13 protein-coding genes are annotated in these 15,238 nt (G+C 55.5%); 10 read left to right on the top strand and 3 right to left on the bottom strand.

Features of this window, described 5'->3' with window-relative positions; all coding sequences use genetic code 11:
* The first annotated feature begins 6 nt into the window (after positions 1 to 6).
* From ispG to AC2FAP_RS19870, 8 genes are all read left to right on the top strand, one after another.
* Complete coding sequence (ispG, locus tag AC2FAP_RS19905) at positions 7 to 1,125, top strand: flavodoxin-dependent (E)-4-hydroxy-3-methylbut-2-enyl-diphosphate synthase (RefSeq protein WP_014171166.1); 1,119 nt, start codon at positions 7 to 9, stop codon at positions 1,123 to 1,125.
* A gap of 81 nt (positions 1,126 to 1,206) precedes the next feature.
* Positions 1,207 to 2,481: a histidine--tRNA ligase gene (hisS, locus tag AC2FAP_RS19900; RefSeq protein WP_020883031.1), complete on the top strand. Its 1,275-nt coding sequence runs from the start codon at positions 1,207 to 1,209 to the stop codon at positions 2,479 to 2,481.
* Between the two features lie 13 nt (positions 2,482 to 2,494).
* A complete protein-coding gene (locus AC2FAP_RS19895; RefSeq protein ID WP_020883032.1) occupies positions 2,495 to 3,115 on the top strand; it encodes a YfgM family protein in 621 nt (206 codons plus the stop codon).
* Positions 3,116 to 3,125: 10 nt separating this feature from the next.
* Positions 3,126 to 4,304 carry an outer membrane protein assembly factor BamB gene (gene bamB / locus AC2FAP_RS19890; protein WP_014171163.1) on the top strand — a complete coding sequence of 393 codons (1,179 nt, stop codon included), beginning with the start codon at positions 3,126 to 3,128 and terminating at the stop codon, positions 4,302 to 4,304.
* Positions 4,305 to 4,416: 112 nt separating this feature from the next.
* Positions 4,417 to 5,889, top strand: coding sequence for a ribosome biogenesis GTPase Der (der, locus tag AC2FAP_RS19885; RefSeq protein WP_449541455.1), 1,473 nt, complete (start codon positions 4,417 to 4,419; stop codon positions 5,887 to 5,889).
* A gap of 300 nt (positions 5,890 to 6,189) precedes the next feature.
* Positions 6,190 to 7,731 (top strand): peptide MFS transporter, encoded by a 1,542-nt coding sequence (locus AC2FAP_RS19880; RefSeq protein WP_025203468.1) that lies wholly within the window; start codon positions 6,190 to 6,192, stop codon positions 7,729 to 7,731.
* A 65-nt stretch (positions 7,732 to 7,796) separates the two neighbouring features.
* Positions 7,797 to 8,831: a Gfo/Idh/MocA family oxidoreductase gene (locus tag AC2FAP_RS19875; RefSeq protein WP_449541454.1), complete on the top strand. Its 1,035-nt coding sequence runs from the start codon at positions 7,797 to 7,799 to the stop codon at positions 8,829 to 8,831.
* A 52-nt stretch (positions 8,832 to 8,883) separates the two neighbouring features.
* A complete protein-coding gene (locus AC2FAP_RS19870) occupies positions 8,884 to 9,105 on the top strand; it encodes a zinc ribbon domain-containing protein (protein WP_228176516.1) in 222 nt (73 codons plus the stop codon).
* Here the strand turns inward: AC2FAP_RS19870 and AC2FAP_RS19865 are convergent.
* From AC2FAP_RS19865 to xseA, 3 genes are all read right to left on the bottom strand, one after another.
* Complete coding sequence (locus AC2FAP_RS19865; RefSeq protein ID WP_032678683.1) at positions 9,102 to 9,452, bottom strand: protealysin inhibitor emfourin; 351 nt, start codon at positions 9,450 to 9,452, stop codon at positions 9,102 to 9,104. The genes AC2FAP_RS19870 and AC2FAP_RS19865 overlap by 4 nt on opposite strands.
* Positions 9,453 to 10,472, bottom strand: a complete 1,020-nt coding sequence (locus tag AC2FAP_RS19860; RefSeq protein WP_014171157.1) for a M4 family metallopeptidase — start codon at positions 10,470 to 10,472, stop codon at positions 9,453 to 9,455.
* Positions 10,473 to 10,544: 72 nt separating this feature from the next.
* Complete coding sequence (gene xseA / locus AC2FAP_RS19855) at positions 10,545 to 11,918, bottom strand: exodeoxyribonuclease VII large subunit (RefSeq protein ID WP_395017432.1); 1,374 nt, start codon at positions 11,916 to 11,918, stop codon at positions 10,545 to 10,547.
* 162 nt (positions 11,919 to 12,080) lie between these two features.
* Here xseA and guaB point away from each other — a divergent pair, with 162 nt between their 5' ends.
* Entirely contained in the window at positions 12,081 to 13,547 is a 1,467-nt protein-coding gene (guaB, locus tag AC2FAP_RS19850; RefSeq protein ID WP_020883040.1) for an IMP dehydrogenase, read from the top strand.
* 67 nt (positions 13,548 to 13,614) lie between these two features.
* The gene (gene guaA / locus AC2FAP_RS19845; protein WP_014171154.1) at positions 13,615 to 15,192 is read left to right on the top strand and encodes a glutamine-hydrolyzing GMP synthase; all 1,578 of its coding nucleotides are present in this window, start codon (positions 13,615 to 13,617) and stop codon (positions 15,190 to 15,192) included.
* The last annotated feature ends 46 nt before the right edge of the window (positions 15,193 to 15,238 follow it).

The raw sequence follows: 15,238 nt of genomic DNA, 5'->3' as shown, positions 1-15,238 counted from the left end.
TTTTTCATGCATAACCAGGCTCCGATTCAACGTAGAAAATCGAAACGGATTTACGTTGGTAATGTGCCAATCGGCGATGGGGCTCCTATCGCCGTCCAGTCGATGACCAACACGCGCACCACAGACGTGGAAGCGACGGTCAATCAGATCAAAGCGTTAGAGCGTGTAGGCGCGGACATTGTTCGCGTCTCCGTGCCGACAATGGATGCCGCTGAGGCGTTCAAACTGATCAAACAGCAGGTCAGCGTTCCGCTGGTTGCTGATATCCACTTCGATTACCGCATTGCGCTGAAAGTTGCTGAATATGGCGTCGACTGCCTGCGTATTAACCCGGGCAACATCGGTAACGAAGAGCGTATCCGCATGGTGGTGGATTGCGCCCGCGATAAAAATATTCCTATCCGTATCGGCGTTAACGCCGGTTCCCTGGAAAAAGATCTGCAGGAAAAATACGGTGAGCCAACGCCGCAGGCGCTGCTTGAATCCGCGATGCGTCACGTTGATCATCTTGATCGTCTGAACTTTGATCAGTTCAAAGTCAGCGTAAAAGCCTCAGATGTGTTCTTGGCAGTAGAGTCTTATCGCCTGCTGGCAAAACAGATCGATCAGCCTTTGCACCTCGGGATTACGGAAGCCGGCGGCCTTCGTAGCGGTTCCGTTAAATCGGCGATCGGTCTGGGGCTGCTGCTCTCGGAAGGGATCGGTGACACCCTGCGCGTTTCGCTGGCGGCCGATCCGGTAGAAGAGATCAAAGTCGGTTTCGATATCCTCAAATCACTGCGTATCCGCGCACGTGGGATCAACTTCATTGCCTGCCCAACCTGTTCACGTCAGGAATTTGACGTGATTGGCACGGTGAATGCGCTTGAGCAACGTCTGGAAGATATCATCACCCCGATGGACGTCTCCATCATCGGGTGCGTGGTAAACGGTCCGGGTGAAGCCCTGGTGTCAACGCTCGGCGTCACCGGCGGTAACAAGAAAAGTGGTCTCTATGAAGATGGCGTGCGTAAAGATCGTCTGGATAATAGTGATATGATCGACCAGCTTGAAGCCCGCATCCGTGCCAAAGCAACAATGATGGATGAAGCGCAGCGCATCAGCATTCAGCAGGTTGAAAAATAACGTGATGGGAAGCGTGGCGCTTCCCATGTATGATTGAACCCATTCTTTGGGTTCTTTTTTGTATATAGAAAGAGAATAAACGTGGCAAAAAACATTCAAGCCATCCGCGGCATGAACGATTATCTGCCTGGCGAAACCGCCATCTGGCAGCGCATTGAAGGCACACTCAAACAGGTGCTCGGCAGCTACGGTTACAGCGAAATCCGTTTGCCGATTGTAGAGCAGACCCCGTTATTCAAACGCGCGATCGGCGAAGTGACCGACGTGGTTGAAAAAGAGATGTACACCTTTGAGGACCGCAACGGCGACAGCCTGACACTGCGTCCGGAAGGTACGGCGGGCTGCGTACGCGCCGGCATCGAACATGGTCTCCTGTACAATCAGGAGCAGCGCCTGTGGTATATCGGCCCGATGTTCCGCCACGAACGTCCACAGAAAGGTCGTTATCGCCAGTTCAACCAGTTGGGTGTGGAAGTCTTTGGCCTGCAGGGCCCGGACATTGACGCCGAACTGATTATGCTGACTGCCCGCTGGTGGCGTGCGCTCGGCATTGCTGAGCACGTCTCACTGGAACTGAACTCCATCGGTTCTCTGGAAGCACGTGCGAACTACCGTGACGCACTGGTTGCGTTCCTGGAGCAGCACAAAGAGAAGCTGGACGAAGACTGCAAACGTCGTATGTACAGCAACCCACTGCGCGTGCTGGATTCCAAAAACCCTGACGTACAGGCGCTGTTGAACGATGCACCTGCATTGGGCGACTACCTGGACGAAGCGTCACGTGAGCACTTTGCGGGTCTGTGCAAACTGCTGGAAGCCGCGGGCATTGCTTATACCGTGAACCAGCGTCTGGTGCGCGGTCTGGACTACTACAACCGCACCGTGTTCGAGTGGGTGACATCCAGCCTCGGTTCCCAGGGCACCGTGTGTGCCGGCGGTCGTTATGACGGTCTGGTTGAGCAGCTTGGTGGTCGTCCAGCCCCTGGCGTTGGCTTCGCCATGGGCCTTGAGCGACTTGTTTTGCTGGTTCAGGCAGTTAATCCGGAATTTAAAGCAGATTCCGTTGTCGATATATACCTGGTAGCCTCAGGCGCGGAAACGCAGCCTGCGGCAATGCAGCTTGCGGAACGCGTGCGTGATGCACTGCCGGACGTGAAGCTGATGACCAACCATGGCGGCGGCAACTTCAAAAAACAGTTTGCTCGTGCCGATAAATGGGGCGCAAGTATTGCACTGGTGCTGGGCGAGTCCGAAGTGGCTAACGGCGAAGTGGTTGTGAAAGACCTGCGCTCGGGTGAGCAGACAACGGTAACGCAGGACGGCGTTGCGGCGCACTTGCGCACTCTATTGGGCTAAGGAGAAGGACTGCGTGGAAATTTACGAGAACGAACACGATCAGGTCGACGCGATTAAACGCTTCTTTGTCGAAAACGGCAAGGCGCTGGTTGTTGGGGTTATTTTAGGTGTCGGTGCGCTGGTAGGCTGGCGTTACTGGAACAGTCATCAGGCGGACTCCGCGCGTGACGCGTCGCTGTCGTATGAAAATACCGTTAGCGCAATCCGTGCCGATCAGCCGCAAACGCTGACGGCGGCAGAGAAATTTGCCGCTGACAACAAAAACACCTACGGTGCGCTGGCCGCACTGGAAGTGGCGCAGCAGTACGTTGATAAGAACGAGCTGGATAAAGCCGCTAGCCTGCTGTCACAAGGGCTAACCGCCGCCAGTGATGAAAATCTGAAAGCGGTAATCAATCTGCGCCTGGCTCGTATTCAGGTTCAGCAGAAAAAAGCTGACGATGCGCTGAAAACGCTCGATACCATCAAAGGCGAAGGTTTTGCTGCCATTGTTGCCGATCTGCGCGGTGAAGCACTGCTGAGCAAAGGTGACAAAGCGGGCGCGCGTAAAGCGTGGCAAGCTGGCGTAGAGAGCAAAGCTTCACCTGCGCTGAGCGAAATGATGCAGATGAAAATAAATAATTTGTCCGTCTGAGAGGGACCCGATGCAATTGCGTAAATTACTTCTGCCAGGACTGCTTTCTGTTACGTTATTGAGTGGCTGTTCACTGTTCAGTGGCGAAGAAGACGTTGTGAAAATGTCCCCACTGCCGACTGTTGAAAACCAGTTTACCCCGTCCACCGCGTGGAGCACCTCCGTGGGCGATGGTATTGGTGATTTTTATTCCAACCTGCACCCGGCTTTTGCCGACAGCGTTATCTATGCGGCTGACCGCAAAGGTACCGTGAAGGCGGTTAATGCCGATGACGGGAAAGAAGTGTGGTCGGTTAACCTGGCGGAAAAAGACGGCTGGTTCTCTCGTAAACCGGCACTGCTTTCTGGCGGTCTGACCGTTGCCGGTGGGCATGTGTACGTGGGTAGCGAAAAAGCCCAGGTCTATGCTCTCAACACCAGCGATGGTTCTGTTGCATGGCAAACCTCCGTGGCCGGTGAGTCTCTGTCTCGTCCGGTCGTGAGCGACGGCATGGTACTGATCCACACCAGCAACGGCCAGCTGCAGGCGCTGAACGAAGCCGATGGTCTGGTGAAATGGACCGTGAACCTGGATATGCCTTCCTTGTCCCTGCGCGGTGAATCTGCGCCGGCTACCGCCTTTGGTGCTGCCATTGTTGGCGGTGACAACGGTCGTGTAAGCGCGGTACTGATGCAGCAAGGCCAGATGATCTGGCAGCAGCGTATTTCTCAGGCGACAGGCTCAACGGAAATCGATCGTCTGAGCGATGTCGACACGACCCCGGTTATCGTAGACGGTGTGGTTTACGCACTGGCCTATAACGGTAACCTGACCGCGCTGGATCTGCGCAGCGGCCAGGTCATGTGGAAACGTGAACTGGGCTCAGTAAATGATTTCGTGGTTGATGGCAACCGTATCTATATGGTCGATCAGAACGACCGTCTGCTGGCGCTCAGCACCGAAGGTGGTGTTACGCTGTGGACGCAAAGCGATCTGCTGCACCGTCTGCTGACCGCACCAGCACTGTACAACGGTAGTCTGGTGGTGGGTGATAGCGAAGGGTATATGCACTGGATTGACCCGGACAACGGTCGTTTTGTTGCTCAGCAAAAAGTCGACAGCTCTGGTTTCCTGACGGAACCGGTCGTGGCTGACGGCAAACTGCTGATTCAGGCAAAAGACGGCACGCTGTACGCGATCACGCGTTAATTACCCAGCGGTTGTAGTATACTAAACGGCTCCTGTTCACTCAGGAGCCGTTTTGACATTTTTAAAAACGCCGCAAATGCGACGTTTATTTGAATTTTATGAGGCTTCAAACATGGTACCTGTGGTCGCGCTTGTCGGGCGCCCTAACGTTGGAAAATCCACTCTTTTTAACCGTTTAACACGCACCCGTGATGCGCTGGTTGCGGATTTCCCGGGGCTGACGCGTGACCGTAAGTACGGTCGTGCAGAAGTAGAAGGACGCGAGTTCATCTGTATTGATACCGGTGGTATTGACGGGACAGAAGATGGTGTTGAAACCCGCATGGCGGAACAGTCGCTGCTGGCGATTGAAGAAGCTGACGTGGTTCTGTTTATGGTGGACGCTCGCGCAGGCCTGATGCCGGCGGACTCCGCTATTGCGAAACATCTGCGCTCGCGTGAAAAACCCACTTTCCTGGTGGCGAACAAAACTGACGGTATTGATGCAGACCAGGCGGTTGCGGATTTCTGGTCCTTAGGTCTGGGCGAAATCTACCCGATCGCGGCATCTCATGGCCGTGGCGTGACCAGCCTGCTGGAAACCGTTCTGCTGCCGTGGGTTGATGAAGTTAACCCGCCGGAAGAGATCGATGAAGACGCCGAATATTGGGCGCAGTTCGAAGACGGCGAAGCGGTCGAGGAAGAGCCTGAAGACGACTTCAACCCGCAGGATCTGCCGATCAAACTGGCTATCGTGGGCCGTCCAAACGTAGGTAAGTCTACACTTACTAACCGTATCCTCGGCGAAGAGCGTGTGGTCGTTTACGACATGCCGGGCACCACCCGCGACAGTATTTATATCCCGATGCAGCGCGATGAGCGTGAGTATGTACTCATTGATACCGCAGGCGTACGTAAGCGCGGGAAAATCACCGATGTGGTGGAAAAATTCTCCGTTATCAAAACCCTGCAGGCGATTGAAGATGCCAACGTGGTCATGCTGGTCATCGATGCGCGTGAAGGTATCTCCGATCAGGACCTTTCTCTGCTCGGCTTCATTCTGAATAGTGGGCGCTCACTCGTTATCGTGGTCAACAAATGGGATGGCCTGAGTAATGAGGTGAGAGAGCAGGTGAAAGAGACGCTCGACTTCCGTCTGGGCTTTATCGACTTTGCCCGCGTGCACTTTATCTCTGCGTTACACGGCAGCGGTGTAGGTAATCTGTTTGAGTCCGTGCGTGAAGCGTACGACAGCTCCACCCGTCGTCAGAGCACCGCCATGCTGACCCGTATCATGAACATGGCAGCAGAAGACCATCAGCCGCCGCTGGTGCGTGGTCGTCGCGTGAAGCTGAAATATGCTCACGCCGGGGGTTATAACCCACCAATCGTGGTGATTCACGGCAACCAGGTTAAAGACCTGCCGGATTCCTACAAGCGCTATCTGATGAACTACTTCCGTAAATCACTGGACGTAATGGGCACGCCAATCCGTATCCAGTTCAAGGAAGGGGAGAACCCGTTCGCCAACAAGCGCAATACCCTGACGCCAAACCAGATGCGTAAGCGTAAGCGTTTAATTAAACACATTAAGAAAAGCAAATAAGCTTTGCCGTTCTTTCTGAAGCCCGCGTTGATCGCGGGTTTTTTTTCGCCCGCTCATACCGCCAGTCCTCTCTGTGTGATGTCAATCACTATTCACTTTTAACCAAGTTTAAATCTAAGAAAGTAGACAATCATCGAATTTTCATCTTAAAGTCCAGGGTCCGGTACTAGACAAAACTAGCGACTGGTTATCAAATGGTTAACTAACTTTTCGCCGCATGTAAAAAATCGGTCAGATACGTAACTGGCCGGCGTACATGCTGGTGTTTACAAGCACGACACATACCTTCCTGGGAGAATTATGCAATCCTCTGTTAATCAAAAAGAAAGCCGAACGTTCTTCGGCCACCCTTATCCGCTCGGTTCGCTGTTCTTTACCGAGATGTGGGAACGTTTCTCGTTTTACGGCATTCGCCCATTACTGATCCTGTTTATGGCCGCCACCGTGTATGACGGCGGGATGGGGCTGGCACGTGAAAACGCGTCGGCAATTGTGGGCATCTTTGCCGGCACCATGTACCTGGCCGCACTGCCGGGTGGCTGGCTGGCGGATAACTGGCTCGGCCAGCAGAAAGCCGTCTGGTACGGATCTATCCTGATTGCGCTCGGCCACCTGTCGATTGCGCTTTCGGCCATCATGGGTGATAACCTGTTCTTTATCGGCCTGATGTTCATCGTGCTCGGTTCTGGTCTGTTTAAGACCTGTATCTCGGTCATGGTGGGGACGCTGTACAAAAAAGGCGATGCGCGTCGTGACGGTGGTTTCTCGCTGTTCTACATGGGCATCAACATGGGCTCGTTTATCGCGCCGTTGATTTCCGGCTGGCTGATTAAATCTCACGGCTGGCACTGGGGCTTCGGCATTGGTGGCATCGGGATGCTGGTTGCCCTGATCATCTTCCGCGTGTTTGCCGTTCCGGCAATGAAACGCTATGACAGCGAAGTGGGGCTGGACTCGACCTGGAACAGCCCGGTGGTGAAAAGAAACGGCGTGGGCGCATGGTTGCTGGCGCTGGCTGTGGGTGTGGCTGTTATCGTTACGCTGATCGCGCAGGGTGTGATTGTGATTAACCCGGTTGCGGTAGCCAGCGTGCTGGTTTACGTGATTGCGGCGTCCGTTGCCCTCTACTTTATCTACCTGTTCCTTTTTGCGGGCCTGAATCGTAAAGAGCGTGCCAGACTTCTGGTCTGTTTTATTCTGCTGGTCTCCGCCGCGTTCTTCTGGTCCGCCTTCGAGCAGAAGCCAACGTCATTCAACCTCTTTGCCAACGACTACACTAACCGCATGATCGGTGACTTCGAAATCCCGGCGGTATGGTTCCAGTCGATTAACGCCCTGTTCATCATCCTGCTGGCACCGGTATTCAGCTGGGCCTGGCCGAAACTTGCCAGCATGAACATTCGTCCGAGCAGTATCACCAAGTTTGTTATTGGTATTTTGTGTGCCGCCGCAGGCTTTGGTCTGATGATGCTGGCTGCGCAGAACGTACTGAATAACGGTGGCGCGGGCGTGTCGCCATTCTGGCTGGTGGGCAGCATCCTGATGCTGACGCTGGGGGAACTGTGCCTGAGCCCGATTGGTCTGGCGACCATGACGCTGCTGGCACCGGAAAGAATGCGTGGGCAGATGATGGGCCTGTGGTTCTGCGCAAGTGCGCTGGGCAACCTGGCGGCAGGTCTGATTGGCGGTCACGTGAAGGCCGACCAGCTGGATATGCTGCCGGATCTCTTCGCACGTTGCTCCATCGCGCTGCTGATTTGTGCCGCGGTGCTGATCGTCCTCATTGTTCCGGTACGTCGCATGCTGGAAAATGCGCAGACTAAACCGGCCGCTAACGCCTGATAACGCCTCGCTCGTCAATACCGGGGCAGGCGTTTGCCCCGGTAATTTACTCGACGAGGTAGAACATGCTGTTAGGGTTTGTTGGTCTTGGCGCGGTGGTGGAAACCGCTTATTTACCTGCATTACACAATCTGTATGGCGATTCACTGCACTGCCTGGGTTTTGATGTTCAGCCTGGCAGACACCCTGAAGGCGTGACGCGCTGCGCCTCTCTCACCGAACTTCTCTCGCATCCTCTTGATACCCTGTTTATTACCACGGCTTCTCTGCAGCATCTTGAGGTGCTGGAGCACGCCCTGGCGTCTCCTGTGGTGCGGATCGTGGTTGAAAAACCCATCGTCGCCACGCTCGCGCAGCTCGAAAAACTGAACAGGCTGCTGGCGTTGCCCGGTGCGGCGTCTCGTGTGCTCGCACTTGACCACTGGATGGCGCGCCTCGCAACGGTTCAGCTTGGGCTGATCGGGATTTTTGCTGATATCGCCAGAATTGACGGTTTTTTGCAGGAACCGAGCGGGTTTAACGCAAAAGGAGAACCTGTCGCGCTTAACTTCGCCACGGGTGAAGTGGACACCCGCACGCTTCACCATCCTGACGGCGTTATCCTGGACATCGGCACGCATGTGCTGGCGATGCTGCGTGAAACGGTGCGTTATCTGGGGGGCGGGGATGATATGACGCTGCAGGTGGTGGCCGCTACTGACCGGCTTGGGCGTGAGATCAAACAGGGCGATCTCACCACGGCAGAGGGCAGCGCTCATCTTCGCGGGCAGCTTAGTGGCATTCCGGTGGAGATTTGGCTCAACAAATATGCGGGACCGTCAGGCGGGCAAAAAGGGTTACGGCTGTATCTGCATGACGGGCGCGTCATAAGCCACGATCGTCACGGAGCAGAAGATGTGCTCGTGCTGACGGACGGCGATCGGGTTCAGCGCTGGCATATTCCAGGAACGATTTATACGCACTGCCTGGCAGAGCGCATTCTGGGGCAGAAAAGTCTGTTCGAATGTGACCCGGAAGAAGTGAGCCGGACGACACGCCGTCGAATGGCGGAAGTAGAACTGCTGCTGACCTTACAGCAACAGCTGCGTGGCCCGCACTGAGTGCTGCGTGTTAATATCAACGTATTACAGAATGCCCAGCAAAGGAGTCATCATGTCGATTACCTGCCCGGATTGCCACGCAGACCTTGAAGTGCAAAATGGCGTCGCCCACTGTGAGCACTGCGATAAGGATATCGCGCTCGAAGCCCGCTGCCCGGAGTGTCATCAGCCACTCCAGGTCTTAAAAGCCTGCGGTGCGGTGGATTATTTCTGCCAGAACGGCCACGGCCTGATTTCGAAAAAGCGCGTGGAGTTTGTCCCGGCTGAAGCTTAATCACACACGCAGCCTTCGCCTTTCTGCCACAGCTCGACCAGCGACTCAGGGGCTTCCTGCTCAGGCACCAGCACAATCATATCGGTGTACTGGGCCTGATTATGCTGAGTCCAGATTATCTGGATGCGAAAATAACGCTGATCGCCACTCCCCGGCGAGGTGGGTTCACCCGGCGGCTGGCCGCGTGGAAATGCCTGCTCCAGGATGTTTACCACGCGCTGACGCTGGGCCTCATTGAGTGACGAAAGCGTAATGGTGCGTTGGCCGCTTAGCTTAGGGATAAAAGCGACGCCGCCTTCCCGGGCCAGCTCAACGACGGCGTCATCTGTGAGTTCCGGAACCTGCATTTACAGCACTCCCACCTGTTCCCAGGCTTGTTTTATCGCAGCCGCCACGTCGCCACCGGACCGTTTCTCGCCGTGGGCAACCGTCAGTTTTGCGAAGGCCTCAAAATCGGCATCTTGCGCCAGGTGACGGTCGCAAACTGTGTCGTACCAGGCATATCCCGCTTTTTCCCAGGCATGACCCCCAATCGCCTTCGCGGCCAGATAAAACGCCCGGTTGGGAATACCTGAATTCAGGTGTACGCCGCCGTTGTCTTCGCGCGTTTTGATAAAGTCTTTCATGTGCCCAGGCTGCGGGTCTTTACCGAGCAGAGGATCGTCATAGGCGGTGCCGGGCGCTGACATGGAGCGTAGCCCTTTGCCGTTAATACCGTCTGCCAGCAGCCCCTCACCAATCAGCCAGTCGGCTTCATCGGCGGTCTGTTTGAGGTGGTACTGTTTGACCAGCGAGCCAAACACATCTGACAATGATTCATTCAGCGCGCCAGACTGCTCAAAATAGATAAGCCCGGCTTCGGTCTCGGTGACACCGTGGCTTAGCTCGTGGGCCACGACGTCAATGGCAATGGTAAAGCGGTTAAATATTTCGCCGTCGCCATCACCAAAGACCATCTGCTGACCATTCCAGAAGGCGTTTTGATATTCCCGGCCATAGTGCACGGTACCGGTCAGGATCAGGCCTTTATTATCAAGCGAATCGCGCTGATACATTTTCCAGAAGAAATCATGAGTGACCCCCAAATAATTGTAGGCTTCATCAACCGCCACATCGCCATTTGACGGCTGGCCCTCATAACGCACCTGAGTACCCGGCAGCTCCTGCGTCTGTCTGGCATCGTAAATATCACGCTCCAGTTGACCGGCTTTATTGACGTGCGGCGCGGCGGGTTTGCCCGGCATATGCGCCATGAGCGTTTGCACATGCGTTAACGTCTGACGGGCGCAGCGCTGCTGCGGCTCAGAACCACTTTCGATAATGCGACGAAGAATATAGGGGGGAATGACGCTGTGAAGATAAGACATGCTGCTCTCCTTAGTTCGGGCAAGGCCAGATAAAAGGGAATAGCAGCAGTATAGTTTGTAACCGACGAAGAATTATCCGGTTTTTCGCTGGCGGGTTTTTTTCACCGGTTTAATCTCTTTCACTTCGCTCTCCACCCAGCCGTCTGACAGACGGGTGGTGAGAACATCTCCGGCTTTCACCTGCTTCGTTTGCTTCAGCACTTTACCGTCGGTGGCGGTCGTTACGCTATAGCCTCGTGCCAGCGTCGAGAGCGGGCTGACCGCCTCGAGGTGGGTCACCGCGTTGCCAAAGCGTTCACGTGTGGTGCTAAGACGTGCACGGATAGTGTCTGCCAGTCGATACTCAAGCTGTCGGATACGCGTTTGCGCGCGATAAATCTTCGGCTGTGGGTTCTGCTGGTTCAGGCGCTGAGTAATACGCTGCTGGCGCGAGACCGCGCGCTTGAGCTGAATATCCAGCGCGACGTTCATTCGCTGACGCAGACGCTCCAGCACGGTTTGCTGACGGGCCAGCCGCAATTGCGGGTGCTGCTGTTGCAGGCGATGATGAAGCTGGGTAAACCGGCGCGTCCGGTTAGCCAGGAAATAGTCCATCGCCATTTCCAGACGCTGCTGACCATTCTGCAGCTGACGCAGCAGCTCCAGTTGATTGCGGCTCACCACTTCCGCGGCTGCGGAGGGCGTTGGCGCGCGTAAATCCGCCACAAAATCAGCTATCGTTACGTCCGTTTCGTGGCCGACGGCGCTGACGACCGGGATCTGGCTTGCGAAAATGGCCCGTGCCACACGTTCGTCGTTAAAGCTCCACAGGTCTTCCAGCGAACCGCCGCCACGCCCGACAATCAGCACGTCGCACTCCTGACGTGCGTTTGCAAGTTCAATGGCGCGGACAATCTGACCCGGTGCGTCATCACCCTGAACAGCGGTCGGGTAGATGATAACGGGCAGGGACGGGTCGCGGCGTTTGAGGACATGAAGAATATCGTGCAGTGCCGCCCCGGTTTTTGACGTAATCACCCCAACGCAGTGGGCAGGTGAGGGGAGCGGTTTTTTGAACTGCTGATCGAACAGACCCTCTTGCGAGAGTTTGTCTTTTAGCTGCTCGTACTTCTGCTGCAACACACCTTCGCCCGCAGGCTGCATACTTTCGACGATGATTTGATAATCGCCGCGCGGCTCATACAGGGTGATATTGGCGCGAACCAGAACCTGCTGACCATGCTGAGGGCGAAACGTCACGCGGCGGTTGCTGTTGCGGAACATTGCACAGCGCACCTGAGCGGTGTCGTCTTTTAACGTGAAGTACCAGTGACCAGAAGAAGGCTGCGTGAAGTTAGAAATTTCACCGCTGATCCAGACCTGCCCCATTTCCTGCTCAAGCAGCAAACGAACCGTCTGATTAAGGCGGCTGACAGTAAAAATTGAGGGGGATTGAGTGGATAACATGTGAGCGGGATCAAATTCTAAATCAGCAAGTTATTCAGTCGATAGTAACCTGCTGAGAGGGGAGTGCAAGGTTTTTTTATAAAAAAGTGTGGATGCAATCGGTTACGCTCTGTATAATGCCACGGCAATATTTAACCACCCACCAGGTCAGAGATATTGCCCATGCTACGTATCGCTAAAGAAGCACTGACGTTTGACGACGTCCTCCTCGTTCCCGCTCATTCCACCGTTCTGCCGAATACTGCCGATCTCAGCACGCAGTTGACGAAAACGATTCGCCTGAACATTCCTATGCTCTCTGCGGCAATGGACACCGTGACTGAAGCGCGCCTGGCTATCGCCCTGGCACAGGAAGGTGGCATCGGCTTTATTCATAAAAACATGTCTATCGAGCGTCAGGCTGAAGAAGTTCGCCGCGTGAAGAAACATGAATCCGGCATCGTGTCTGACCCACAGACCGTTCTGCCAACCACCACCCTGCACGAAGTGAAAGCCCTGACCGAACGTAACGGTTTCGCCGGTTACCCGGTTGTCACCGAAGATAACGAACTGGTGGGCATCATCACCGGCCGTGACGTGCGTTTCGTGACTGACCTGAACCAGCCTGTCAGCGTATACATGACCCCGAAAGAGCGTCTGGTGACCGTCCGTGAAGGTGAAACCCGTGACGTCGTGCTGGCTAAAATGCACGAGAAGCGCGTTGAGAAAGCACTGGTTGTGGACGCGAACTTCCACCTGCTGGGCATGATCACCGTTAAAGATTTCCAGAAAGCAGAACGTAAACCTAACGCCTGTAAAGACGAGCATGGCCGTCTGCGCGTAGGTGCTGCCGTTGGCGCGGGTGCAGGTAACGAAGAGCGTGTTGACGCGCTGGTGGCTGCGGGCGTTGACGTACTGCTGATTGACTCCTCTCACGGCCACTCCGAAGGCGTTCTGCAACGTATTCGTGAAACCCGTGCGAAATACCCAGACCTGCAGATCATCGGCGGTAACGTTGCAACGGGCGCAGGCGCTCGCGCACTGGCTGAAGCAGGCTGCAGCGCGGTGAAAGTCGGTATCGGTCCTGGCTCTATTTGTACCACCCGTATCGTGACTGGCGTAGGCGTTCCGCAGATCACCGCGGTATCCGACGCGGTTGAAGCGCTGGAAGGCACCGGTATTCCGGTTATCGCTGACGGCGGTATCCGCTTCTCTGGCGACATCGCGAAAGCGATCGCTGCAGGTGCTGCAGCCGTCATGGTTGGCTCCATGCTGGCCGGTACTGAAGAATCTCCGGGCGAAATCGAACTCTACCAGGGCCGTTCTTACAAATCATACCGTGGTATGGGCTCCCTGGGCGCGATGTCCAAAGGCTCTTCCGACCGTTACTTCCAGAGCGATAACGCCGCTGACAAACTGGTACCGGAAGGTATCGAAGGCCGCGTTGCCTATAAAGGCCGCCTGAAAGAGATCATTCACCAGCAGATGGGCGGCCTGCGCTCCTGTATGGGTCTGACCGGCTGTGGTACCATCGACCTGCTGCGTACTAAAGCGGAATTCGTACGCATCAGCGGTGCGGGTATCCAGGAGAGCCACGTTCACGACGTGACGATCACCAAAGAGTCCCCGAACTACCGTCTGGGCTCCTGATAAATTTCCGCGCCCGGCTCATGCCGGGCGCTCTGTATTTGTTTCACTTGCCTCGGAATTAGCGTCAATGACGGAAAACATTCATAAACATCGCATTCTCATCCTGGACTTTGGTTCTCAGTACACTCAACTGGTGGCGCGTCGCGTGCGTGAACTGGGCGTTTACTGTGAACTGTGGGCATGGGATGTCACGGAAGCACAGATTCGCGAATTCAATCCAAGCGGCATCATCCTGTCCGGCGGCCCGGAAAGCACCACCGAAGAGAACAGCCCACGCGCACCGCAGTACGTGTTTGAAGCGGGTGTGCCGGTATTCGGCGTTTGCTACGGTATGCAGACCATGGCCATGCAGCTGGGCGGCCACGTAGAAGGGTCTAACGAGCGTGAGTTTGGCTACGCGCAGGTTGAAGTCGTCACCGACAGCGCGCTGGTTCGCGGTATCGAAGACTCCCTGACCGCAGACGGCAAACCGCTGCTGGACGTGTGGATGAGCCACGGCGACAAAGTCACCGCCATCCCGTCTGACTTTGTGACCGTTGCCAGCACCGATAACTGCCCGTTTGCGATTATGGCGAACGAAGAAAAACGCTTCTACGGTGTGCAGTTCCACCCGGAAGTGACTCACACCCGTCAGGGTATGCGCATGCTGGAACGCTTCGTGCGTGATATCTGCCAGTGTGAAGCACTGTGGACGCCAGCAAAAATCATCGACGACGCCGTTGAGCGTATCCGCCAGCAGGTTGGCAATGACAAAGTGATCCTCGGCCTGTCCGGCGGTGTTGACTCCTCTGTCACCGCGATGTTGCTGCACCGCGCAATCGGCAAAAACCTGACCTGTGTATTCGTGGACAACGGTCTGCTGCGTCTGAACGAAGCGCAGCAGGTTATGGATATGTTCGGCGACCACTTCGGTCTGAACATCATTCACGTGGAAGGCGAGAAGCGCTTCCTCGACGCGCTGGCCGGCGAGAACGATCCGGAAGCGAAACGTAAAATCATCGGTCGCGTCTTCGTTGAAGTGTTCGATGAAGAAGCGCTGAAGCTGGAAGACGTTAAATGGCTGGCGCAGGGCACCATTTACCCTGACGTGATTGAATCTGCGGCTTCCGCAACCGGTAAAGCACACGTCATCAAATCTCACCACAACGTGGGCGGCCTGCCGAAAGAGATGAAGATGGGCCTGGTTGAACCGCTGCGTGAGCTGTTCAAAGATGAAGTACGTAAGATTGGCCTGGAACTGGGTCTGCCATACGACATGCTCTACCGTCACCCGTTCCCGGGTCCAGGTCTGGGCGTGCGTGTGCTGGGCGAAGTGAAGAAAGAGTACTGCGACCTGCTGCGTCGCGCGGACGCTATCTTCATTGAAGAGCTGCACAAAGCTGACCTGTACAACAAAGTGAGCCAGGCGTTCACCGTGTTCCTGCCGGTGCGCTCTGTCGGCGTGATGGGCGATGGCCGTAAGTACGACTGGGTTGTTTCCCTGCGTGCGGTAGAAACCATCGACTTCATGACCGCGCACTGGGCGCACCTGCCGTACGACTTCCTGGGCCGAGTCTCTAACCGCATTATCAACGAAGTGAACGGTATCTCCCGCGTGGTGTATGACATCAGCGGTAAGCCACCGGCTACGATTGAGTGGGAATGATTTTCCCCTGATATCACCCCAAACCCTCTGCTTGCGCAGGGGGTTT

The organism is Enterobacter cloacae complex sp. 394I7, from assembly GCF_057320345.1.
The sequence above is the reverse complement of the archived record's forward strand: the minus strand, read 5'-3'. Positions and strand labels throughout refer to the sequence as shown.